The 23,668-nt window shown below is 62.7% G+C and carries 19 protein-coding genes and 2 tRNA genes; 7 read left to right on the forward strand and 14 right to left on the reverse strand.

The window, feature by feature from the left end:
• Window positions 1-84: 84 nt before the first annotated feature.
• From ABQM86_RS14030 to ABQM86_RS14040, 3 genes are all read right to left on the reverse strand, one after another.
• Window positions 85-1,317: a cysteine desulfurase family protein gene (locus ABQM86_RS14030; RefSeq protein ID WP_207594047.1), complete on the reverse strand. Its 1,233-nt coding sequence runs from the start codon at window positions 1,315-1,317 to the stop codon at window positions 85-87.
• 90 nt (window positions 1,318-1,407) lie between these two features.
• The gene (locus tag ABQM86_RS14035) at window positions 1,408-2,085 is read right to left on the reverse strand and encodes a hypothetical protein (protein WP_242703341.1); all 678 of its coding nucleotides are present in this window, start codon (window positions 2,083-2,085) and stop codon (window positions 1,408-1,410) included.
• Window positions 2,086-2,155: 70 nt separating this feature from the next.
• Window positions 2,156-3,085, reverse strand: a complete 930-nt coding sequence (locus ABQM86_RS14040; protein WP_337339766.1) for a diacylglycerol kinase family protein — start codon at window positions 3,083-3,085, stop codon at window positions 2,156-2,158.
• A gap of 120 nt (window positions 3,086-3,205) precedes the next feature.
• Between ABQM86_RS14040 and ABQM86_RS14045 the strand changes: the two genes are divergently transcribed.
• The 4 genes from ABQM86_RS14045 (at window position 3,206) to ABQM86_RS14060 (ending at window position 6,295) form a co-directional block, all read left to right on the forward strand.
• Window positions 3,206-4,150, forward strand: coding sequence for a J domain-containing protein (locus ABQM86_RS14045; RefSeq protein WP_369744709.1), 945 nt, complete (start codon window positions 3,206-3,208; stop codon window positions 4,148-4,150).
• 46 nt (window positions 4,151-4,196) lie between these two features.
• Complete coding sequence (locus ABQM86_RS14050) at window positions 4,197-4,664, forward strand: tRNA (cytidine(34)-2'-O)-methyltransferase (RefSeq protein WP_369744710.1); 468 nt, start codon at window positions 4,197-4,199, stop codon at window positions 4,662-4,664.
• A 79-nt stretch (window positions 4,665-4,743) separates the two neighbouring features.
• The gene (gene sigK / locus ABQM86_RS14055; protein ID WP_369744711.1) at window positions 4,744-5,460 is read left to right on the forward strand and encodes an ECF RNA polymerase sigma factor SigK; all 717 of its coding nucleotides are present in this window, start codon (window positions 4,744-4,746) and stop codon (window positions 5,458-5,460) included.
• A gap of 1 nt (window position 5,461) precedes the next feature.
• Window positions 5,462-6,295: an anti-sigma factor gene (locus tag ABQM86_RS14060; protein WP_207594051.1), complete on the forward strand. Its 834-nt coding sequence runs from the start codon at window positions 5,462-5,464 to the stop codon at window positions 6,293-6,295.
• 83 nt (window positions 6,296-6,378) lie between these two features.
• On the opposite strand, the gene ABQM86_RS14065 is transcribed toward ABQM86_RS14060, so the two are convergent.
• The 6 genes from ABQM86_RS14065 to ABQM86_RS14090 form a co-directional block, all read right to left on the reverse strand.
• Window positions 6,379-7,782, reverse strand: coding sequence for a gluconate:H+ symporter (locus ABQM86_RS14065; protein WP_207594052.1), 1,404 nt, complete (start codon window positions 7,780-7,782; stop codon window positions 6,379-6,381).
• Window positions 7,779-8,324 (reverse strand): gluconokinase, encoded by a 546-nt coding sequence (locus ABQM86_RS14070; protein WP_369744713.1) that lies wholly within the window; start codon window positions 8,322-8,324, stop codon window positions 7,779-7,781. The genes ABQM86_RS14065 and ABQM86_RS14070 overlap by 4 nt, the downstream gene beginning before the upstream one ends.
• A 74-nt stretch (window positions 8,325-8,398) precedes the next feature.
• Complete coding sequence (locus ABQM86_RS14075; protein ID WP_369744714.1) at window positions 8,399-9,178, reverse strand: PIG-L deacetylase family protein; 780 nt, start codon at window positions 9,176-9,178, stop codon at window positions 8,399-8,401.
• A gap of 5 nt (window positions 9,179-9,183) precedes the next feature.
• On the reverse strand, window positions 9,184-10,137 hold the full coding sequence (locus tag ABQM86_RS14080; protein ID WP_369744715.1) for an electron transfer flavoprotein subunit alpha/FixB family protein: 954 nt from the start codon (window positions 10,135-10,137) through the stop codon (window positions 9,184-9,186).
• Between the two features lie 14 nt (window positions 10,138-10,151).
• Window positions 10,152-10,955, reverse strand: coding sequence for an electron transfer flavoprotein subunit beta/FixA family protein (locus ABQM86_RS14085; RefSeq protein WP_089597514.1), 804 nt, complete (start codon window positions 10,953-10,955; stop codon window positions 10,152-10,154).
• Window positions 10,956-11,201: 246 nt separating this feature from the next.
• On the reverse strand, window positions 11,202-12,947 hold the full coding sequence (locus ABQM86_RS14090; protein WP_337339769.1) for a trypsin-like peptidase domain-containing protein: 1,746 nt from the start codon (window positions 12,945-12,947) through the stop codon (window positions 11,202-11,204).
• Window positions 12,948-13,268: 321 nt separating this feature from the next.
• Here ABQM86_RS14090 and ABQM86_RS14095 point away from each other — a divergent pair, with 321 nt between their 5' ends.
• Window positions 13,269-15,326 carry a TPM domain-containing protein gene (locus ABQM86_RS14095; RefSeq protein ID WP_369744717.1) on the forward strand — a complete coding sequence of 686 codons (2,058 nt, stop codon included), beginning with the start codon at window positions 13,269-13,271 and terminating at the stop codon, window positions 15,324-15,326.
• A gap of 98 nt (window positions 15,327-15,424) precedes the next feature.
• Window positions 15,425-16,213: a PspA/IM30 family protein gene (locus ABQM86_RS14100; protein WP_207594058.1), complete on the forward strand. Its 789-nt coding sequence runs from the start codon at window positions 15,425-15,427 to the stop codon at window positions 16,211-16,213.
• 95 nt (window positions 16,214-16,308) lie between these two features.
• Here the strand turns inward: ABQM86_RS14100 and ABQM86_RS14105 are convergent, their stop codons facing one another.
• The 5 genes from ABQM86_RS14105 to ABQM86_RS14125 form a co-directional block, all read right to left on the reverse strand.
• Window positions 16,309-17,109, reverse strand: coding sequence for a GntR family transcriptional regulator (locus ABQM86_RS14105; protein WP_369744718.1), 801 nt, complete (start codon window positions 17,107-17,109; stop codon window positions 16,309-16,311).
• 124 nt (window positions 17,110-17,233) lie between these two features.
• Window positions 17,234-17,307: transfer RNA gene (locus tag ABQM86_RS14110), tRNA-Met, on the reverse strand.
• Between the two features lie 212 nt (window positions 17,308-17,519).
• A tRNA-Met gene (locus tag ABQM86_RS14115) sits at window positions 17,520-17,593 on the reverse strand.
• Window positions 17,594-17,733: 140 nt separating this feature from the next.
• Window positions 17,734-20,730, reverse strand: a complete 2,997-nt coding sequence (locus tag ABQM86_RS14120) for a UPF0182 family protein (protein ID WP_369744719.1) — start codon at window positions 20,728-20,730, stop codon at window positions 17,734-17,736.
• Window positions 20,731-20,856: 126 nt separating this feature from the next.
• Window positions 20,857-21,993, reverse strand: a complete 1,137-nt coding sequence (locus ABQM86_RS14125; RefSeq protein ID WP_280623150.1) for a PDZ domain-containing protein — start codon at window positions 21,991-21,993, stop codon at window positions 20,857-20,859.
• A gap of 210 nt (window positions 21,994-22,203) precedes the next feature.
• On the opposite strand from ABQM86_RS14125, the gene ABQM86_RS14130 reads away from it, so the two are divergent.
• Window positions 22,204-23,667 (forward strand): zinc-dependent metalloprotease, encoded by a 1,464-nt coding sequence (locus ABQM86_RS14130; RefSeq protein WP_369744721.1) that lies wholly within the window; start codon window positions 22,204-22,206, stop codon window positions 23,665-23,667.
• Window position 23,668: the final 1 nt, after the last annotated feature.

Consider the following 23,668-nt stretch of genomic DNA (forward strand, 5'->3'; position numbering starts at 1 on the left):
AGACCAGCCGGCGTGCCCGTCCATTCTAGCTTGCAATACCACGACTGCACTAAATTCCTTGGCCCCTCCCCACCAAGGCCACCGTTACAAGGACGTTGGCGATCCCTGCCGCGCCACTGTTGCAGCCGTCTGGATGCTGGACTCGTGGCCTGCCATTCCTGCCTGCCGCGCCCGTGAGCATGCCTCGGGAAGAGCCTTCAGCAGCGCATCCACATCCGCTTCCGTAGAGCTGTGGCCCAGAGTGAAGCGCTGGGCGCCGCGGGCAGTATCCTCGTCGAGGCCCATGGCCAACAGCACGTGCGACGGGCGCGGGACTCCTGCCGTGCAGGCAGAGCCAGTAGACGATTCAACGCCTGCCAGGTCCAGGAGGAAGAGGAGCGAATCGCCTTCACACCCCGGGAACGTGAAATGGGCATTGCCCGGCAGCCGCCGCTCTCCCGCGGCACCCCGCAGCACTGCGTCGGGCACGGCAGCGCCGACGCCATCGATCAGACGGTCGCGCAACGCGCTGAGCCGTTCCCGCTCTTCCGCGAGATTCCCAGTGACTGCTTCAGCCGCGGCGGCGAAGGCAGCAATGGCCGGGGTGTCCAGGGTTCCCGAGCGGACATCACGTTCCTGGCCGCCACCGTGCTGTACCGGTGTCAATTTCACAGCCCTCCCCAGGAAGAGCGCGCCAACGCCCACTGGGCCGCCCAGCTTGTGCCCCGACACCGACATCGCGGCTAGGCCGCTTGCCCGGAAATCCACGGGGACCGAACCGAAGGCCTGCACAGCGTCGGAGTGGACCGGGATTCCATGGGGCTTTGCGAGGTCAACGATCTCCGCGACTGGTTGGATGGTGCCCACTTCATTGTTGGCCCACATGACAGTGACGAGCGCAATGGATCCGGGATCCCGCTCGATCTCCCGTTGAAGGACCTCGAGCCGCACGGTGCCGGACTCATCGACAGGTAGCCACACAACGTCCGCACCTTCATGCCGCTCGAGCCACTCCACAGTGTCAAGGACCGCATGATGTTCGACGGCGGAGCACAAGACCCGCGTCCGGCGGGGGTCCTCGTCCCGGCGGGCCCAGAACAAGCCCTTGACGGCCAAGTTGTCTGCTTCGGTTCCTCCCGAGGTGAAAATGACCTCCGAAGGATGGGCGCCAGCTGCTGCGGCCAACATTTCACGGGCATCCTCGACGGCGCGCCGGGCGCGTCGACCCGCTCCGTGCAGCGAGGACGGATTGCCGGTTCGCGCCAACTCCCGCGTCATGACGGCGAGCGCTTCTGCCGACAGGGGCGTGGTGGCAGCGTGATCGAGGTATACAGGCACCTTGCCATTCTACCGATGGGACCTGGGACGCAGTGGTCTCTTCCGCGGCCACGACCGTGCAAGACAGGCAGCAACCTGGCGGGACCCAGCTTAACCTGGCGGGACCACCACAAGCTGGGCCGCCGCTTCAGCACGCGCCTTGTCCAAGGAACCGTCATCCGGGCAAGCCACCGAAATATACACCGACGACGCCGGAACACTGAACAACCGGGCCATCACTACAGCGGCGTTCCCGCCCGTTGCGGCTGACGATTCCAAAGCAAGGAACTCCACGTTGTGCTGCGGCTCATCCGAGTCCTGTCCCCACCGCAGCGACACCGGCTTCAGGCTTTCCACCGCAATGCCGGGATCAAGGTAACGGAAGAGTTCCTTGGTGGAGGCTGCGTCATCATCCGCGACGGTCAAGGGACCCTGGTTGACGCTGACGCGGGCTGCCAGGGTGCAGCCATCAGTCTTCCGATACCGGACTTCGCCTTGGAGGCCGGAATGCACCACAGTCCACCCCGGAACTTCTTCCAGCCGCGTAGATACCGTCACCGGATCCCCCGGAGCCAACGTGTTCCCAGCTCCCAACGGCAAGTCCTTCGCCGCAACCGCTGCCGCATCATGCCCGGGCGTGATGCGCGGCGTTGCCAGCGTGGACTCCGACGGCGACGGTTTCGGCGCCGCTGGATCCGGAACGTTAACGGTGCAGCCCGCCATCACGGCGCCAGCGGCTGCCAAGGCAGCAATCCCAGCCACCCGTCGTCGAACGTTTCGCGCCACCATCGCTCCTTATCCCCCTGCCATGCCGGAGGGCATGGCATCTGCCGCGATCGAGTCTAGCCGTCAGGCCCGCCTAGGCGAGGACCCGTAGAGCACCTGGAACAATATCGACCTCCACAGGCAACGCGCCGATGCGTTCGCCGTCCGCATATGCCACCACACCCTTCGCGTCCAACCGCACCTTCCGGACACGCCTGGTCTCCACAGCGGGGTGGCTGACGTGCCTGCCGGCAAATACTTTGGGGAAGACTGCGAGGAATCGGAGCCGTGACAATGGTTTGACCACAAAGAGGTCCAAGAAGCCGTCATCGGGCGAAGCCTCGGGGGTGATCCGCATGCCGCCGCCGATGTACTGCCCGTTAGCCACCGAAATCAGCAACGCCGGCTGGCGCCAGGTCACGTCATCGGCAGTCACCGTATAGTCGATCCGTCGGAACGAACCCAGCTCCATGAGCATCGCCAGGTTGTAGCGGCTCTTTCCGCGCGGCCACCGCCACGAGTTGGCCCGTTCGTTGACTGCGGCATCGAACCCGGCCGAGAGAACCCCGGCAAAATAGACGGTCCGGCCATCCGCAGCGACCCGTCCGGCATCGATGGTCCGCCCGCCTGAAACCATTGCGGCCAGGATCCGGCGGCAGGCAGCGGGTGTGTCATGCAGCGGCAAACCCAGGAGCCGGGCAACATCGTTACCTGTCCCGCTGGGAACAATACCCAGGGCAACGTCCCCTCCGGTAAGCGCGTTGACCCCCAGATGGACCATGCCGTCGCCTCCCACCACCACCAGGGCGTCTACTGCAGGGCCGGAAAGGGTTCGGGCTACAAGCCGCTGCAGGGCGTCGTAACTATCCGCTTCGAGCACGACGACGTCCCGTCCGGCGGCGCGGAACTGCGCTGCAGCGTGGTCCCCGGCATTGCGGGTCCGGCCAAAGGACGCCGCAGGATTTATCGCCACGGCGATCGTCCCCGCCTTGCTGGAGGGGTTTATGGCTGCCGGTGGGGTCACAGCGTGAATTATGCCAGTCGGGAACCACACGCCCCGATACCAACGTTCACATAGTGGCTGGATAAACTGGCCACTACCGCGCCTCCCTGGAGCGCACCACCTTGAGAGAAGGGCCCGTGCTTGGCCGAGGGCAGCAGTTCGCACTATCAGGTTCTCCGTGTGTCCGTCACAGCTACGGACAAGGAGATCAAGGTCGCCTACCGCAAGGCTGCCCGAAAGGCGCACCCAGACCATGGCGGAGAAGCAGAGATGTTCCGGCGCGTGACTCTCGCCTACGAAACCCTGATCGACCCGCAGCGAAGGGCTGAGTACGATCGCAGGTACGCCAGCGGCTCCCCGGGCCGCGGCCAGCCGCAGCCCGGGGACTACACGGGCGCCACGGCGCCGGGGCCTTTCGCCACAGGCAGCGTCAGGCGACCCCAGGCCCAGCGCAACACCGCCGGTGATCCCCCTGTCTACGTCCCGGCCTTCGACGATCCCCATGAAGTGCCGCTCATTTCTGCTGCGGACGCAGCACAGCAGGTCCATGGGTTACCGCGCAAGCGCGGCATCTTTGGTGCCGAAGCGCGGATTCAACGGGAAATGCGTACCGTCCAGCTCATCAGCAGGCAGGTCCTGCCTGCCATTCCTGCGGCCCGGCTCATCAATGGTCTTCGCTCGCCGTCGGACAACAACCACATCGACCACGCTGTCCTGTCCGGATACCGGCTGGCACTGGTGGGTTCCATGCTCCTTCCCAAGGGTGCCTACGCTTGGGATGGCCACTCACTGCGGCACGGTGGCCGATCCGTCGCTCCCCCACAGCTTGTCCATATTGTCCGGCATATGCAGGACATCTTCCCCGAACTCAACGTCACAGGATGGGTTGTCCTGCACAGTCCCGATGGCAACCTGCACGAACCGGTGATCGACCAGTATGGCAAGGGCCAGTCCAGCAACAGTGCCGTGGAAGTAGTCAACGCGGCAGGGCTGGTCAGGGGCCTGAAGCAGTTCCTGGGCTCGGGGCCGGCGCCCAACACCGTGGTGGTTCCGGTTCTGGCGCGGCTGCTGCGCGGGATGCACTAGGCGATCGTGCCGCGGGAGGCTGGTTTGGGCTGGCTAAGATGGAACAGTGTTCCGCATCCTCTTCCACACCCCTGAAATCCCGGGCAACACGGGCAACGCCATCCGCCTGGCCGCCATCACGGGAGCCGAGCTCCATTTGGTGGAGCCCCTCGGCTTCGACTTTTCCGATGCCAAGCTTCGTCGCGCCGGCCTGGATTACCACGACCTTGCGGTGGTCACCGTCCATAAGGACATCGACGCCGCGTGGGAGGCACTGCACCCCGAACGCGTCTTCGCGTACACGTCCGACGGCGAAACATCCTATACGGATATCAGCTACCGTGAGGGCGACGTCCTGATGTTCGGGCCGGAGTCGGTTGGCCTGCCGGACTGGCTGAAACAGGACCCGCACGTCACGGCTCGAGTCCGCCTGCCCATGAAGCCCTCAATCCGTTCGCTCAACTTGGCCAACGCTGCCTCCATCGCTGTGTTCGAGGCCTGGCGCCAGAACGGGTTCGCAGGCGCCAAGGTGTAGCCCATCCAAGCGCGCCACGGCACCGAATACCTTATGCAGGCACAGTTCCTGCATCAGGACATTCGTTGAGGGAGTATTCGTGAGCGCGCTGCAGACCAGGGTGACAACGGTAGTCCGCTGTGCCGCCACGCCCGCAACACCATATGGCCGTGCTGCCGGTTTCAAACGGGACGACATATGCTGGACAGTAATGGACATCCCCAACAACCCCGGCCCCCCGGTCTTCGAGGACACAGGCACTGCAACTGACTTGAATACGCAGTTGACTGCCTTGCTCGAGCTCGTGGCTGCCGGTGATCAGCCGGCTTTTGCCGAGTTCTACCGCCTGACCTCACGGCGCGTGTTTGGCATGGCCAAGCGCGTCCTGATCGACCCGGACCTGAGCGAGGATGCCACCCAGGAAGTTTTCCTCCAGGTGTGGCAGGGCGCAAGCAAATTCGATCGCGCGGCCGGAACCCCGCTGGCGTGGCTTATGACCATCGCCCATCGCCGCGCCATCGACCGCGTCCGTGCCGTGCAGGCCGCCACCGACCGCGAGGCCAGATACGGCGCAGCGAGCCAGGACCCCGATCGGGACCTGGTGGCAGAGGAAGCCGACACCAACCTCGAAGCTGAAGCAGTCAGCCGATGCCTCGGCACGTTGACAGACACCCAGCGCGAATCCGTCCGCCTTGCTTACTACGGCGGCCTGACGTACCGGGAAGTCGCCGAGCACCTGGGCGCCGCCGTCCCCACCATCAAGTCCCGCATCCGTGACGGTTTGCTGCGCCTCAAGACCTGCTTGGGGGTGGCTTGATATGACTGAGAACACCAGTGGAGGCTTTATCCGCAGAATGTTTGCCAATGACATCGCTACCGACCTCGCCGAGGGACGCGTCCTCGAGCTGGCTGAGATCTATGCCTTGGACGCCGTCAGTGACGATGAACGGGCCATGATCGATGACTACGTCAAGGATGCTCCCGAAGGTCCCGAATTCCTGGAGCGGGTCCGCGAAGCCCGCGAGACCCTCGCAGTCAGCTTTGCCCCGGAGGAAGCGCCACCAGCCAGGCTCTTCGATAACATCATGGAACGCATCACCACGGATGCTGCCGCCCAAGCGCCTTCTGAGCCAGTGGCGCCGCCTGCCCTGCGTCCCGCCGTCGACGACCTCGCGGCCGCCAGGGCCAAGCGCGAGGAACGCCAGCGCACCGGTGGCGCACGCAGATGGATCATCGGTGCGGCCGCAGCGGCCGTGATCGCGCTTGGAGGCATCGGTGTGGGCGCCTACGTCTCGGTGCAGAACGACCCCGTAAACCAGGTGCTGCAGGCACAGGATGTCCAGCAGAAGTCCGCGCCCGTTCCCGGCGGCGGTACGGCAACCATCTCCGCGTCCTCGGCCAAGGACTCCTTCGTGGTTCTGATGGATGGCGTTGCACCCGCCCCGGAGGGCAAGGTCTACCAGCTGTGGACCCTGCCCAAGGACGGCTCCGCCCCGGTGCCACAAGGCACCATGGACGCCCAAACACTCTCCAAGCCAGCCGTTGTCAAGGGACTGTCCTCAGCTTCGTCCGTTGCCATCACCGTGGAACCCACGGGCGGATCAAGCGCCCCCACCACAGACCCTGTCCTGGTGGTCGCGTTGAGCGCCTGACCCTGAACGGGAATTAACACACGACGGCGGCCGTCCCACCATGGGGACGGCCGCCGTCGAGCTTTATGGAGTCGCTTTCGCAGCTATAGCACGAGCGACAGAAGCATCACGAAGCCGAAGCCGACCACGGAAATCAGTGTCTCCATGACGGACCAGGTCTTGAACGTCTGCCCAACGGTGAGCCCGAACAGTTCTTTGACCAACCAGAATCCGGCGTCGTTGACGTGGGACAGGAACAGCGAGCCTGCCCCGATGGCCAGGGCCAGCAAGGCCGCGTGCGTCGGGCTCAGGCTGCTGGCAAGGGGTGCCACGATGCCGGCGGCCGTTACAGTGGCAACCGTCGCAGACCCTGTGGCGAGGCGGAGCGCCACAGCAACGATGAAGCCGAGGACCAAGACCGACATATTGGCGCCCTCCGCCCATTTCTTGACGGAGTCCCCCACGCCGGCGCCGATCAAGGTCTGCTTGAAACCGCCACCGGCACCGACAATGAGGAGGATCGCCGCGATGGGACCCAGGCTCTCGCCGAGCTTGGCCGTGATCCTGCTGCCAGTGAAGCCCACGGCGTAGCCGAAGGTAACTATGGCCAGCAGCACGGCCAGTGTCATGGCCACCAAAGGCTGGCCCACAAAGTCAAAGAAGATCCGAATGGCAGGTGCCGTCTCAGGGTTCGGCCAGATGATGCCGCCCAAAGCCTTCAGCAGCATCAGCACCACCGGGAAGATGATGGTCAGCAGCGTTACCAGGAACGATGGCTGGCGCTTGACCTCACTCAGGTCAGCCGCGTGCTGGGTGTCGATGCCACCGGCTACGGCCGGCGCGTCAACAGGCACCCACCGCGCTGCGAGTCGGGAGAAGAGCGGACCACAGATGATGACGGTGGGAATCGCCACGAGGATGCCAAGACCGAGTGTTGTTCCCAGCTCGGCCTTAACGGCGCTGATGGCAATCAGCGGCCCCGGGTGCGGCGGTACCAGTCCGTGCAGTACGGACAAGCCGGCCAGCGCAGGGATGGCGATGCGCATCAGCTTCATCTTGGACCGCTGGGTGACCAGGACGATCACCGGAAGCAGCAGCACGAGTCCGATTTCGAAGAACATGGGCAAGCCAATGATCACGGCTACCAGGGTGATCATCCAGACCAGCTTGTTGCCGCTGGCTTTGGCCAACAAGGTGTCCACCACACGGTTGGCGCCACCGGAATCGGCCAGCAGCTTGCCGAGCATGGCTCCGAGCGCGATCAGCAGCCCGACTTCCTTGAGGACACTGCCAACCCCGTCTTCGAAGTTGGTGATGACCTTGCCCAGTTCTACTCCGGAGGCCAGGCCCACGAAGGCAGATCCCAGGACAAGCGCCAGGAACGGGTGGAGCTTCAATTTCGCGATCAGTACGACGATCAGCGCAATGCCCAGTGCAGCGACCACAAGGAGTTGGGTGTCGTGCCCGCTCCATTCCTGCACTTGCATCGCGGTATCCAGGACCTTCACGAGACGGTCGATTCGGTACTGGCACCAGCAGGCCGAAGACCCAGCCGGTCAATGACCTCGTCGGCTTCTTCGGCCGGCGATGCGGAGACGCACAGCGAGATGTGGTTCTCGTCTTCCGTCGGCTCCTCCAGGGCGTCGAATTGGGATTCAAGGAGCGACGGCGGCATGAAGTGTCCATGCCTGGACGCAAGGCGATCAGAGATCTTGTCTTTGCTGCCCTGCAGGAAGACGAACACTACGCCTTCTCCGCGGAGAACATCACGATACTTTTTCTTCAGCGCCGAGCACGTGATAATGGCCGGCGTTCCAGCCTCCACGTGTTCCCGGATCCAGTCCGAAATGATACCCAGCCACGGCCAGCGGTCCTCATCACTGAGGGCTTGACCAGCCTGCATTTTTGCCACGTTCGCTGCGGGATGAAGGTCGTCGCCCTCGGCCAGGTCCCATCCCAATTTGCCGGCCAGAACGCCGGCTACGGTCGATTTCCCGGAACCGGAGACTCCCATAATCACCAGTACGGGTTGTTGCGCAGTCTTCGCCATCAAAGTCTGCCTTCCTCGAATAAATATGATTTAACCGAGATCAAGCATATGACACGGGTAACACCACGGCAACGTCAGAAGCCGGCGATGGTGCTCGATCCGTTGACTGACACCACGTGGAAGCCCTCAGCGCTGGTCCCGGCAGGCAGCCCGGCACGTTCTCCATTGGCCAGCATCAAGTCCCTGACAACACGCTCCATGCCGTCAATATCGGGATGCTGGCTGGCATGGACGCGGATGGCTTCCAGCTTGGCATCGACCTGGCTTGAGACATCCACAAAGTGGTTCTCCCGGGCCTCCGGACTGGAAATAAACCACAACCACGGCAACTTGTACGCGCCCAGGCCGGCCTCGGCCAGTTCCGGGTAGGCAAAGGGATTCTCCACCGCGGGATAAACAGCCCGGGTGACGGCCTCGCCGGCCGCGAGGTGGTCCGGATGGCTCTTCTGGAGCCGATCCCAGTTACGTTCCGGGTGCATGGTCAGCACGATGTCCGGTCGGATTTCCCGGATCAGTTTCACCACCTGCTTGATGACGCTATGCGTCGGTTCAAGATAGCCATCACGCTCGTGCAGATAGTGGATGTCGCTGACGCCCACCAGTGCGGCTGCCTGCTTCTGCTCCTCCGCGCGGAGCTCGATGATCCGTTCCCTGTCCACCGGATCAAAGCCTCCGGCGTCGCCGTCAGTCATGATGCAGTAGCTGACCTCGACGCCGGCCGCCGTCCATGCCGCAATGGTGCCGGCGGCCCCGAAGTCGATGTCGTCAGGATGGGCAGTAAAACAAAGCACCCGCTCAACGCGCTCCAAGGAGGCGTCGAACGGGCTCTTTGCTGACGAAACGCCAGGAGACAAAGGGATCAGCCTTTCCGCTTCTTGATCTCGGCTGTAGCCTGCGGGAGAACCTTGAAGAGGTCGCCGATGATGCCGTAGTCGGCAATTTCGAAGACCGGCGATTCTGCGTCCTTGTTGATGGCCACAATGACCTTGGAGGTCTGCATGCCGGCCTTCTGCTGGATGGCTCCGGAGATGCCTGCCGAGATGTACAGCTGGGGCGAAACCGTGACACCGGTCTGGCCCACCTGGGCATCGTGCGCGATCCAGCCGGCGTCGGTAGCAGCGCGGGATGCACCCACTGCAGCACCCAATGCATCTGCAAGATCTTCCACCGGACCGAAGTCGCCGTCAACGCCGCGGCCGCCGGCCACGACGATCCGGGCTTCGCTGAGGTCCGGACGGCCACTGACCGGTTTTTCGGACCGCGCCGCGATGCGTGCAGAGTTCGCCAAGGCGTCCGCCGGGACATCAACCGTGACAGATGCGGGAATTCCCGCTGCGCCGGCCGGTGCAGGCTCAACGTTGTTGGCCTTGACCGAAAGAACCGTCACCGAAGTGGTGGCCTTCGCCGTGGTGTTGTAAGAGCCTGCGAGAACCGACTTATGCGCGGTGCCGTCAGCCTCCACGCCCACAACGTCGGTGATAACGCCGGCGTTGAGCTTGATACCAAGCCTGCCCGCGATTTCCTTGCCCTCCGGCGAGTTGTCCAGGAGAACTGCTGTTGCTCCCGAAGCGTGCACTGCAGCGGCAAGGTAAGCGGCCTTCGGGCCCACCAGGTAGTTGTCGAGGTCGTCCGCCGACGGCTGGTAAACGGTGGCGACGCCATAGGCACCCAAGGTGGCGGCGACGTCGTCGTGCAGCTCACCGGAGAACGCGACGGCGGTCTCGCCCAGCGAACGGGCGATGGTCAGGAGTTCCAGGCTGCTCTTCTTAAGAGCTGCTCCCGGGTTATCAATGAAAACAAGTGCATTTGCCATGGTTGCGATCCCCTTTAGAGCAGCTTCTGTGCGGCGAGGAAGTCGACCAGCTTGATGCCGGCGTCGCCGTCGTCGGTGATGATGGTGCCGGCTGTCCGCGGCGGGCGGGCCTCCGCAGACTCCACCACGGTCCAGGAGCCAGCCAAGCCCACCTGCGAGGCGTCCACACCGATGTCGGCAAGCGACAGGGAGGCAATTTTCTTCTTCTTGGCCGCAAGGATGCCCTTGAAGTTGGGATAGCGCGGCTCGTTGATCTGGTCTGTCACCGAAACAACGGCAGGAAGCTGCGCTTCAACGGTCTCAGAGAAGGCGCCGGCATCACGGCGGGCCGTGACCTGGCTGCCGGCAACGTCCAGGCTGGAAGCAAAGGTGACCTGCGGGAACTGCAAGCGCTCGGCCAGCTGGGCCGGGATCAGCGACGTCTCACCATCAGTGGATGCCATGCCGGTCAGGACCAGGTCCACTGGGCGGCCGTCTGCCGAAAGGTAGCGGATGGCGGCCGCGAGGGCCAGTGAGGTGGCCGCGGCATCCGATCCGGCCAAAGCGTCATCGCTCAGGTGCACGCCCGAGTACGCACCGATCTGGAGCGACTTCTTCACCGCGTTAACGGCGCCGGACGGACCCATGCTCAAGGCGATGACCTCATTGCCGGCCTTCGGTCCGCCGCGTTCCTCGGCCAGCTGCAGGGCTGCCTCAAGTGCGTACTCATCCAGCTCGGACAAGATGCTCTCGTCACGGTCGGTTGTGTTGCCAGGTCCGGTGATGTGCCGGTCGAACTGCGCGTCCGGGACGTGCTTGACCAGAACGACAATCTTCAATGTCTCTTCCACTGTCTTCGAAGCAGCCTTCCATGCTTGTGGACGGCCAACCGCAGCAGCGTGGCCGTGAATAGCCCAGCGCGTGGGCTCGTCCTAGCTAAGCATATTGCCCGCAGAAAACCACTCCCAGCGTTAACCCCTGTTTCAGATTCCTTTGGCCGACGTTGTCGTGTGGGTGTCGGGAACGCCACGACGGCGGGCGCCACCCGTCAGGTGACGCCCGTCGTCGTACGCTGTTCCTGCCGCCTATTGCTGGGCGGCGTCGAGGGTGACCTCGACCTCCTGGGACTGTCCACCTCGCTGAATGGTGACCTTGACCTTGGCACCGGCCGGCTGCTCGCGCACAGCGGCGGTCAGCTGGTTCGGGTCGCTGACCGTGTAATCTCCGAACTTGGTCACGACGTCGCCAACCTTGATACCGGCCTTCGCTGCGGCCGAACCAGTGGTCACCGCGGCGACCTCTGCACCCACGGAGAACCCGGAATCGCTGCCCGTAGACGACTTGGAGCGAACCGACACGCCGAACTGTCCGTGACTGGCCTTGCCGGACTCGATGATTTCCTGGGCCACGCGCTTGGCGTGATTGATCGGCACGCTGAAGCCAACGCCGATGTTGCCGGTGGAGGAATCGGAGGTTCCGCTGCCCGCGGAGGCGATGGCAACGTTGACACCAATGACTTCACCCTTGTTGTTCACAAGCGCACCACCGGAGTTGCCCGGGTTGATGGCAGCATCAGTCTGGATGACATTGATGGCAATGGATCCTTCATTGGCCGAGCGCTGGCTCTGGCCGCCGTTGGGAGGCGCGAACTGGAAGCCCTCGTCGTCGCCTTGGCTCTCGTCAGGCGTTCCCTCCGGCACAGCCGACGAAGCGACACTGATGGTCCGGTTGAGCGTAGAGACAATGCCATCCGTCACCGTACCGGTGAGGCCCAGCGGCGAACCGATGGCGACGGCGGTGTCCCCCACGTTGATCTTGGACGAGTCACCGAGTGTTGCCGGAACCAGCCCGGAAGCGTCGCTGACTTTGATCACGGCGAGGTCTGACAACGGGTCAGTGCCCACCACGGTGGCCTTGAGAACCTTGCCGTCGTTGGTCCGTACCTCAATTGCTGCGTTGGCCGTTGCGCCATCGAGCGTCACGACGTGTGTGTTCGTCAGGATGTGGCCCTGGTCATCAAGGATGATGCCGGAACCTGTTCCGCCCTCGTTGCCGCTGGTCGCCTTAATGGTAACGACACTGGGTGAGGCCTTGGCGGCCGCTGCGGTGATGACGTTGACGTCATCCTTGTTGTTCACGATGACAGTGCTCGACTGTCCGCTGCTTGACGCTGCCGGGGCCGGTTGGTCCCACAGCACGTTGCTTCCGGCCACGACGCCGCCACCGATCAAGCCCGCCGCCAGCATGCTTGCCACGAGGGTGCCGACGCCGAACGCCGGCTTGCGCTTGGTGGCGCCATTGGCGTTGGCGGGAGCGTGCGGCATTCCAGGACCATGCTGGCCCTGAGGGCTGGCTCCTCCGCCGTAGAACGGCTGGTGCTGGGGGTAGCTGGGGCGGTGGGCCGGGTCCTGCTGTGGCACGCCGTAGTACTGCGGCTGCTGCGTGTTGGCGTTGGGCTGGGCGGACGGCTGGGCCGGGGCCGCGTGCTGGCTGGCGTGCTGCCCTCCGTGCTGTGCGGTGTACTGCTGGGGTGTGTGCTGGGCCGGGGCCGCGTGCTGGCTGGCGTGCGGCGCCGGGGCGCTCTCCTGGCCGGGCTGAGCCTGTCCGGGCTGGCGCTCCTGACCTGGTTGGGACTCCGGGGCGGCATTCGACTTGAAGGCCGGCAGCGGCGTAGTGGGCTGTGCAGAGTTCTCCGCACCTGCCCCTTGTCCTGACGTCCAGGCAGGCTGCTGCTGGGTTGCGGTGGCATCACTGTGGCCGCTGGTGGTGTCCCGCGGCTCTGATGGCTCGCGATCCTCCGGTGCTGTGCCCTGCGCTGGGTTCTCCGTCATGGGTCTTCCTTTCGTCCTCGTCTCCAACAACTATGGACCCTGTAACTGGATCAAAAGCGGACGTTCGCTGGGAGCTTCCTGAAAGGCCCTCACCGCCTCTCGGAACTCCTGCTGGATTACTCTCAACGGCTGGACAATCCAGCTCAATTCTATATTTCGCTGGTGGCATATTCACTCCTGTGGACGGGCCATGGGGTGCACCATAGAATCAAGAGGAATTGCCACAGCGACCTGCGGCTTTACACCATGCGTGGGGGCGCTGAGCATTCTGTGACGATTGGTACGCCTTGTTCCAGTCGCAGACGTGCTGAAGGGTTGCACATGCGGTCAATAGTTAAACGCGTACTCGCCGTGATCGGCCTGGCTGGAATGTTGGCCTTCCCGGCCACAGCTGCCTGGGCCGAAAGTCCGGTGACGCTCGATCCCACAACCAAGATTGTGGACTCGGCCGGCGTTCTCGGCGGAGACAAAGCCAAGGTCCAAGAGGCCATCCAGAAGCTGGGTACAGACCACGCCATGACGCTGCACGCTGTGTTCGTCAAGCGCTTTGAGAATCCTACGGACCGGGTTGCATGGGCTGCCGAGGTCGCAGAAAAAGCGCAGCTCGGGCCCAACGCCCTTGTTCTCGCCGTCGCAACCGAAACGCGTCAGTACCAGCTGAGCAAACCCAGCAACAGCAAGATCACCAATGCCCAGCGGGACACGATTACCAGTAAGGCAATCGACCCGCAGTTGCGTGCAGGCAATTATGCCCAGGCTGCCATCGACGCAGCTGCCGCAATCGGAGATGCCGCTGGTGGCGGCAGCGGAACAGTGCCAAACGGTAACGCGGGAGTCGGCGTGCTCGTCGGGGTGGGCGTTGTAGCGGCTGGCGGCGCTGGTACGTACCTCTACCTGCGGAACCGACGCAAGAAGGGCGGCACCAAGGCCGTCAGCGCCAGCTATGGACCGCAAGGTGAACAGCTTGATCCGCTCGCCGGATTGAGTATCCCGGAACTGCGGCAGAAGAGCGGCTCGCTGTTGATCGAGGCGGATGACGCCATCAAGTCCAGTGAGCAGGAACTCGGATTTGCCCAGGCACAGTACGGGGACTCCGCCATCGGCAACTTCACCAAGGCTTTGGAAGAAGCCAAGGCCCACATGACGGAGTCCTTCAAACTCCAGCAGCAACTGGATGACCACATCCCTGACACCGAAGAACAGCAGCGGAGCTGGCTCGGGGAGATCATCCGCCGGTCGGAAGCAGCGCTGGCTTCACTGCGTGATCAGAAAGCTGATTTCGACTCCTTGCGGGAGCTCGAGAAAAACGCCCCCCAGGCCCTTGCAGCGGTGTCCGCAGGAGCCAAGGACGCGGACTCGAGAATCGCCAGCGCCGAGCAATCGCTTGAGGGGTTGCGCGCCAAATACGCCGAGTCGGCGTTGACCCAGGTCTCCGACAACATCCTGCAGGCTAAAGAGCGTCTTGCGTTCGTGCAGAATGCCGTCACCGCAGCACAGGAGAAGTTGTCCGCCGGTGAGAGCAGCCTTGCGGCCGTGGCTGTTCGTGCTGCCGAGGAAAGCCTGCACCAGACCACCGTGTTGATCGATGCCATCTCCAAGACGGCCGGAAGCCTCGATGAGGCCCGCGCTTCACTGGAAGGCGCGGTGGCTGAAACCAGCCAGGACCTTGCCCAAGCCCGGGCCATGATCCTATCCGGCGAACATCCGGAACTTGCCGGCCCTGTGGCTGGTGTGGAAGCCGCACTTGCGCAGGTCAAAACGGAGATTCAGGGCGGAAAAATCGACCCCATTGCCACCCTTGGCCGCGTGGAGTCCGCCCATCAGGCACTGGACCAGTCCCTCTCCGGGATTCGTAACCAGCAGGAGCAGGCCCGCCGCGCACAAGCATCGTTGCAGCAGACCATCATGGCTGCCCAGGCCCAGATCAGCGCGACGTCCGATTACATTACGGCCCGTCGCGGTGGCGTGGGTACGGAGGCACGGACCCGGTTGGCCGAAGCTCAGCGCAACCTCGACTACGCCCTGTCCATTTCGCGCAATGACCCCGTAACAGCTCTGACCTACGCACAGCAGGCCCATTCACTCGCTGCCCAGGCTGCCCAGCTCGCACAGTCCGACGTAGACCAGTTTGGCTACGCAGACCAGGGGCAAGGATACGGACGCGGTGGCATGTTCGGTGGCGGTGGCGGCGGCGGCCTCGGCGGCGCCATCCTCGGCGGCATTCTCATCAACTCCATCCTCAACGGCGGCGGAGGCGGCTGGGGCGGCGGGAATGACGGCGGAGGCGACGGCGGCATCTTCGGTGGCGGCGGCGATTCCGGTGGTGGATTCGACGGCGGCGGCTGGGGCGGCGACGGCGGCGGTGGAGGCGACTTCTAGCCCGACAGACTAGGTGGGGTCCATGCCCCGCATAGAAGCGGTACAACAACTGATCACTGATTTCAGTGGCACCACTGAGCAGGACGAAAGGCAACACCATGGTTAAGCAGTCCATTTTCGGTCGGATCTCACAGCTCGCCAAGGCAAACATCAATGCTTTGCTGGACCAGGCTGAGGACCCGCAGAAGATGCTGGACCAAATGGTCCGCGACTACACGAACAACATTGCCGAGGCCGAATCAGCCGTGGCCCAGACCATCGGTAATCTCCGGATGTTGCAGGCGGACTACAACGAGGACATCAAGAACGCCCAGGACTGGGGCAACAAGGCCCTTGCGGCATCCCGGAAGGCCGACGAGTACCGCGCCGCCGGCGACACCGTGGATGCCCAGAAGTTCGACAACCTTGCCAAGGTGGCCATCCAGCGCCAGATGACCGCGGAGTCCGAGGCCAAGGCAGCTGAGCCGAGCATCGCATCCCAGACTGAGGTAGTGGACAAGCTCAAGACCGGGCTCGACCAGATGAAGGGCAAGCTGAACCAGCTCACTGCCAAGCGCAACGAACTTGTGGCACGCTCCAAGACCGCAGCCGCGCAGTCCCAGGTACACGATGCCCTCAAGAGCATTGACATCATGGATCCCACCAGCGAGGTAGGCCGCTTCGAAGAGAAGATCCGCCGCGAAGAGGCCAAGGTCCTGGGCCAGCAGGAGCTCGCCAGCTCCAGCCTCGACGCCCAGTTCAACCAGCTGGAAGACCTTGGAGAGCAGACGGAGATCGAGGCTCGCCTTGCAGCATTGAAGTCCGGCGGTTCCAAGCCGGCCATCGGCGCCGGTGCTGCCGCTACAACTGGCTCCACCGTCGACGAAGCTGACTTCGACAAGCTCTAGCTCGCATCGGGCACGTGCCCGTGATGTACCGCTGAACCAAGCCAATGGGCCGGATCCTCCAAAGGATCCGGCCCATTTTCTCTGATGGCATTTACCTAACCCGCCGCAGTTTGAACCACGGAATCCTGCCCAGGGCTTACGTCGGTAGCCACTTCAGCACGGATCTCGAACCCTTTCGGGTGGAAGTAGGTCACCGTGCATTCCAGCACCTCGCCGTGTGGGCCCAACGTGGTCCGCTCCAGTCGGGGCACCATGGGGAAGCCACGGACGTTGAGCGCGTCTGCGAGGTGCTCCGGGGGCTCATGCATGGTCACGGTGATTTCCGCCCGCTGGAGCGGCTTCAGTGTCCTGTCCTGAATAACCTGATAGATGGAATTTCGTTCGGCATCCGCAAGGCTGATATGGCGCCCGATGTGCGAAGGGATGAAGATCTCCGCAATGGCATACGGCCAGCCGGCACTTGAATACGATCGGCGGATCACCAGGACAAGGTTGTCATCAGAAACCAGCTTTGCCGGCACTGACTTGTCCTTTTCCATCCATTTGTATTCGATAAGACCTTTGACGGTCTTCATCCCCGCCGCCGTGAACGTCTCCATGAAAGGAGCCAGGCGGTTCAGCATTTTTACCGGGCGTTGGGCCATTACGAACGTTCCCTTGCCCTGCCTGCGAACCAACAGTCCTTTGACCACGAGCGTTTCTATCGCCTTCCGGACTGTGGTGCGGCTGATGCCGTACTCGTCCATCAGGGACTCTTCCGTAGGTATCCGGGATCCTGGCTCCAGCCGGCTGACTTGGTCCACCAAAACGTCAGCCACCTGCTGGTAGACAGCAACGGGACCGTCCCTCTGAAGGACTTCACGGGTGAGGCCCGGCTTGACGTCTTCATTGACCATTGGGTCCGTCCCATCCCCTTTCCTGCCTCAGCAAATCCGGATCTGATGCTAGCACCCGTCATCACGCACTTCGCTTAAACAAAAGATCCGGATCAGTAAAAACTGATCCGGATCTTTTCTCCAGTTGCGGGGACAGGATTTGAACCTGTGACCTCTGGGTTATGAGCCCAGCGAGCTACCGAACTGCTCCACCCCGCGTCGCAAGATCAACTCTACCGCACCCTTCAGGGTGCTTCTGACCATATGGCGGCAATGGTGCCGCAGATCACTTCCGCGCCTTAGGGCTCCAGTCGATCTGCGTTGACCACCGCTACCCCTCCCAGAGGACACGTCGGCACAGTGGATTTCACAGGATTCCGGGGAAACAAAAGATCCGGATCAGTAAGTACTGATCCGGATCCTTTCTCCAGTTGCGGGGACAGGATTTGAACCTGTGACCTCTGGGTTATGAGCCCAGCGAGCTACCGAACTGCTCCACCCCGCGTCGCAAGAACAACATTACCGTCCGGTGAATGGGAGACCAAATCCAGGCTGCGTGATGTGCGTCTCCCCAAACTGAAAGGGCCGGTGACCGCTCCGAAAGGAGCGGGCACCGGCCCATATCAGTCGCCTTTTTCGCCAGGCCTAGCTGCTCGGAGAAGGCGACGGTGTGGCACTGGGGCTGGCTTCTGGTGTTGCCGAAGGAGTCGCCGTGGCGCCCAGACGGGTTTCCGCATCCAGGGCCTTCTTCAGTGCCTCGGACAGCTTGGTCTGCTGGGCGCCGTAAGCGGCAAAGTCGCCCTTCGCCAAGGCGGCCTGGCCGTCCGCGATCGCCTTATTGGCCTCGTCCAGCGCTGCCTTGAGGTCAGCCTTGGCATCAGTGGGACCAGCCGGCGGCGGCGTGGTGCCCGGAGGTGAGGTGGGCGTTTGGCCGTTGTTGTCGGCATCGCCGGCGGTAGCGCCGGAGTTGCCACCGAACAGTTGGTCCAAGGCCTCGTCCAAGGTTGGCGCAAAGCCGATCTTGTCACCGAACGCCACCAGCACGCGCTGCAACGTCGGGTAGGACGTCTCACCGGTGGACTTCAGGTAGACGGGCTGCACGTACAGCAAACCGCCACCCACGGGCAGCGTCAACAGGTTGCCGTTCAGAACGTCCGAGGCTCCCTGCCGCAGGAGGTTCAGCGCCTGTGACACGGTGGGATCGGAGTTGAACTTGTTCTGTGCCTGGCCGGGCCCAGGGACTTGGGTATCGGTAGGGAGCTCCAGGAGCCGCAGTTTTCCATAGCTCTCCCCCTTGACGCCCTTGACGTTTCCGGCATCAGAGTCCGCAGCAAGGAAGCCGTACAGGATGTTCCTCGCGCTGCCGTTGACCGTCTGTGGAATAAAGGACGATGTCAGCTGGAAGGCAGGCTTCTCCTGGTCAGGCATCTGCAGCGACATGTAGAACGGCGGCTGCTTGACGGCTTCGGAAACAGTGGGATCGTTCGGAACGCTCCAAGCATCATTGTTCTGGTAGAAGCTGTCCGGATCCGTCACGTGGTACCGGCCGAGAAGCTCACGCTGGACCTTGAAGAGATCCTCCGGGTACCGAACGTGGCTCATGAGGTCGCCCGACATCTCCGAGTAGGGCTTGATAACGGTCGGGAAGACCTTCTGCCAAGCCTTCAGGATGGGGTCCTGATCATCCCATGCATAGAGGTTTACTGAACCGTCGTAGGCATCCACAGTGGCCTTGACCGAGTTGCGGATGTAGTTGACCGAGCTGTTCGGCAAGGCAACCGTGCGGCCAGCGCTGGTCTGCGAGTCGGCAGTGGCGTTCTGCAACTGCTGCGGCTGCGAATACGGGAAGTACTGGCTGGTGGTGTAACCGTCAACAATCCACTTCACTCGACCATCGACAACGGCCGGGTACGCATTGCCGTCAACAGTCAGGTACGGGGCGAGCTTCTCGACACGTTCACGGGGATTGCGTTCGTACAGGATCTGGGACTCAGCGTTGACACCATCGGAAAGCAACAGGTCCGAAGACTGGAACTTGATGGAGTAGAGGATCCGGTTGAGCCAGTTTCCAACGTTGGGACCGCCATTGCCGCTGAAGGTGTACTGGGTCTCTCCCCCGCCTTCCCTGCCTGCTGGCCGGTCCTGCTCACGGTTCGGCGCACCATCAGGCGCTCCCACGATGGAGTACTCGGGAGAGTTCTCGCCAAAGTAGATGCGGGGCTCGTAGGTGGTGTCATTGCCGAGGACACCATTTGACGGAATGCCGGACTGCAGGAACTCCGGCTTTCCATCAGCGGTGAACTTGTTGCCCTTGGCAGCCACAACACCGTAACCGTGCGTGTAGACAATGTGCCTGTTGACCCACGTCTGCTGGTTGGCGCTCAGGCCATCCGGGTTCAGCTCGCGAACTGCGATGACTGTGTCCTGAACCTTGCCGTCAACCATGTAGCGGTCAACATTCAAGGTCTGGGGGAACTGGTAATACGGGCGATACTGTTCCAGCTGCGCGAACGCTGAAGAAATGAGGTTCGGGTCCAGAAGGCGGATGTTCGCAGTGGTTTGCGCATCTGCAGCGAGCGCCCCAGTCGTGGCTGTGGTGGTGGCGTTGTAGGCCGAGACATCAATCTGGTCCAGGCCATACGCGGCCCGGGTCATCTTGATGTTTCGGTCTATGAATTCCTTCTCCAACGTGTTTTCCGAGGGACGTACTTGGAACTGCTGGATAACCCACGGATAGACACCGCCGGCCAGGATGGCTGTAATGACCAACATGGCGGTACCGATGACCGGCAGGCGCCAGCGTCCGATGACCGCGGCGATGATGAACAGAATGGCCACAAGTCCCGCGGCAACCGCGAGGATCGCTTTGGTGGGAACTACCGCATTGACATCCGTGTACAGTGCACCGGCCCAGCGGCCGGAATTGCTCTGCACCGTGGTGTAACGGTCCAACCAAAAGTTGACACCCAGCAGGATCAGGAAAAGTGCACCGGTCACAGCGATGTGGATCTGGGCTGCGCGGCTGGTGAAAATACCGCGCTCCATCAGGCGGATGCTGCCGTAAAGGTAGTGGGTCAGGATTCCGGCGACACCGGCCACTACGGCGATGCTGATCAGGAAGCCCGTGACGAAGCCCAGGAAGGGAAGCGACATCAGGTAGAAGCTGATGTCGAGGTTGAACAGCGGATCTGTCTGCCCGAATGGCTCCTGGTTGAAGAACAGCAAGGCCTTCTGCCACTGGCTGGCCGCCGCGCTGCCGGCAAACAGGCCAAACAGGATGGGCAGGCCGATCATGACAACCCGGCGTACAGGCTCAAGCTGGGCCTGGTAGCGGTTGAGGTTATCCCGCGACTCGGCATCCGGGGCATAAACGGGGCGGGAGCGGTACGCGATCCTGATGGCGAAGAACACAGCAGCGAACATCATGGCGAAACCGATCAGGAACGTGATGATCCTGGCCAGGTTTTCGCGTATGTACACTTCGAAGAAACCAAGCTGCTGGTACCAGAGGACGTCGGTCCACACATTGGCGAAGAAAATGAACCCGACGACGGCCACTGCCACGACAATGAGCGTCGGCGTCAGGGCACCTCGTCTCAGCGGTGATCTTCCGGGCGGGTTGGAGCTGGCGGGACGGGACAAACTCTGTACCTCATTGGTGTCAGTGAACAGTCGGTATGCGAGTGGTTGACATTCTCTGCCGCTGGGATATGGCGGAGGCCGTCATATATGCCACGAGTGGCGGTGGAGCTAAGTTCCACCGCCAGTCTAGTTGTTTGTGCAGGTGGGAAGGCCCGTCGTGTCGTCTCCCGAACCGAGCCGTTCCACAGCGGCGGTGGCATCGGCCAGGGTTTCGACCTTGACCACCTGCAAACCATCGGGAACATGGCCCACGACGTCAGCACAATTGGCGGCCGGAGCCAGGAACATGGTGGCCCCCTGCTGCCGTGCTCCGATCATCTTCTGGGCTATCCCACCGATGGGACCCACGGCGCCATCGGCTGTGATGGTTCCGGTGCCGGCGACGTGTTTGCCGCCAGTCAGGTCTCCCGGGGCGAGGTTGTCGATGATTCCCAAGGCAAACATCATTCCGGCGCTTGGTCCACCCACGTTCTCCAAGGAAATACTGACATCGAACGGGAATGTGAAGTCACTGGCCAGGAGCACACCCAGGACATAGCGGTCGGCCGAATTCCTGGTGGGCGTAATGGTTTCCGTCACCAGAGCCCCCTTCCGCTCGACCACCACCTCGGCCGGCGCCCCTGCACCAGCAGCCAACTCGGCCTGGATCACGCTCATGGACGTAATGGCTTTGCCGTTGATGGACTTCAGGAGGTCGCCCTCCTGGATTTTCCCGGCTGAGGGTGAAGCTTCCGAGAGTCCGGCGACATTCAGCCGTTGCTCAAACGGGATATCCAGCTCCCGCAATGCGGCGGCGAACGCATTCTCCTGGGAGGTCTCCATGGCGATCTCACCCTCTTGAACCGTTTGTTCAGCGGTGGTGCCCTTGGGGTAGATCAGTTCCTCGGGATAAATAGCTTTGGAACTGTCCAACCAAGCACGGAACACGTCAAAGATAGTGGCCGGGCTCTTTGGACCGCCGGTCATGACCACGGTGGTGAGATCCAGGTTGCCATTGGCGGGAAAGGATTCGCGTCCGGAGATCTTGATAACGGGTTTATCGCCGTCTTTGCCCAAAGTGTTGAACGTAGGCCCCGCTGACTCAATCACGTAAGGAACCGGCAGGGCGGCAGCGCCAATGCCGAGTCCCAGTGCCAAAAGGCCTGAGATCACCATGATCATGTACCTGGTGTCGCGGGGCGGTGCCGAAGGCACTGAGGAGGGATCGGCGTCGGACGTTTGACGCGGATCCAATGAGCCCTCGGGGCTGGGCGAAGTTAGCATTGAGGCCTCTCTATGCCGGCATTGCGTGACCGGTTACATGGCTGTTGCCACCGAAGACGGCAGCTGCACATACCAAACATCAACACTACGCGGTCCGGCGTTGGCGGGCTGCTTTGCCTACAGCGAACGACGCCGCATCCGGGCAGACAGCGCTACGGCCGCGGGGTACGGTGAAAGAGATCACCAGCCAGTTCGACGATCGGCGGCACCATGACATCCAACCCCAACAACCCGTCCAACGACGACGACACTCCCAAGGATCCGTTGGCAGAAATGCTGCAGAACCTGATGGGCGGCCAGGGCATGGGCAACATCGATCCCGCCGAGCTTGCCAAGGCAGCCGGCCTGCCCAACGATCCCCAACTGCTCCAGCAGATGTTTGCGCAAGTCCAGGCCATGATGAGCTCCACCTCCGAGGGCCCCGTGAACTGGCAGCTTGCCCATGAGAATGCGCGACGGGTTGCAGCGGCAAGCACCGATCCCTCAGTGAACGCCGTGCAGGCCCGTGAGATCGACGAAGCCCTCAGGCTTGCGGAACTCTGGCTGGACCCCGTGACCGATCTTTCAGCAACCGGCCTGATCGGCCGCGCGTGGTCGCGGGCAGAGTGGGTGGAGGCGACTCTCGGTACGTGGAAGCGCCTGACCGAACCCGTTGCCAACAGCGTCGCCAACGCCCTGTCCACTGCCCTCACCCAGCAAATGCCCGAGGAAATGAAGTCCATGATGGGCGGTGCCTCGTCGATGCTGCAGAACATGGGTGGCGCAATCTTCGGCATGCAGCTGGGGCAGGCCATCGGTGCGCTCTCGGCCGAGGTTGTCAGCTCCACCGACATCGGTGTTCCTCTGGCTGACCTGGAAATGGCGCTGTTGCCAGCCAACGTCGCCAAATTCGGTGAAGGCCTCAGCCTCCCGGAGAACGACGTCCGTCTGTTCCTTGCCGTCCGTGAAGCGGCGCACGCCAGGCTTTTCGTCCAGGTTCCGTGGTTGCGTGGCCACCTTCTGGGCGCCATTGAGGCTTACGCCCGAGGGATCCACATAGATATGTCCCGTATTGAAGACCTCGCCCGCGACCTTGATCCCAGCAACCCTGAGGGAATCCAGGAAGCGCTCTCGCAGGGTGTATTCACCCCGGAACGGACCCCGGTGCAGACGGCCGCCCTGGAGAAGCTCGAAACCGCCCTCGCCTTGGTTGAAGGCTGGGTGGACGAGCTCACCGCGGAGGCCACGGACAAGGTCCTTCCTTCTGCCACCGCCCTCCGCGAGACCGTACGTCGTCGTCGCGCCACGGGTGGCCCGGCCGAACACGCGTTCTCATCCCTTGTTGGCCTGGAGCTGCGTCCCCGCAGGCTCAGGGAGGCCGCCACGCTGTGGGCAACGCTGAAGGAAGAACGCGGCATTGCCGGCCGTGACGCTATCTGGCACCACCCGGATCTGCTGCCCACCGGTGAAGACCTGGACGATCCCAAGGGCTTCTCCGAACGCCGCCGTTTGGCCGAAGCCAGCGACAGCGAAGTTGACGATGCCCTGCAGAAGCTGCTCAGCGGCGGCTATGACACCAACGAGGCCGGGGATGCTGATGCCCCGGATGCCCCGGAAAAGGGCGATGCTGCGGGGAAGACCCCTGACAAGGAAACCGAAGAAGATGACACGGACACTGAGGGCCCGGTTAAGTAGG

It is taken from the genome of Paenarthrobacter sp. AMU7 (assembly GCF_041200195.1).
GTDB lineage: Bacteria > Actinomycetota > Actinomycetes > Actinomycetales > Micrococcaceae > Arthrobacter.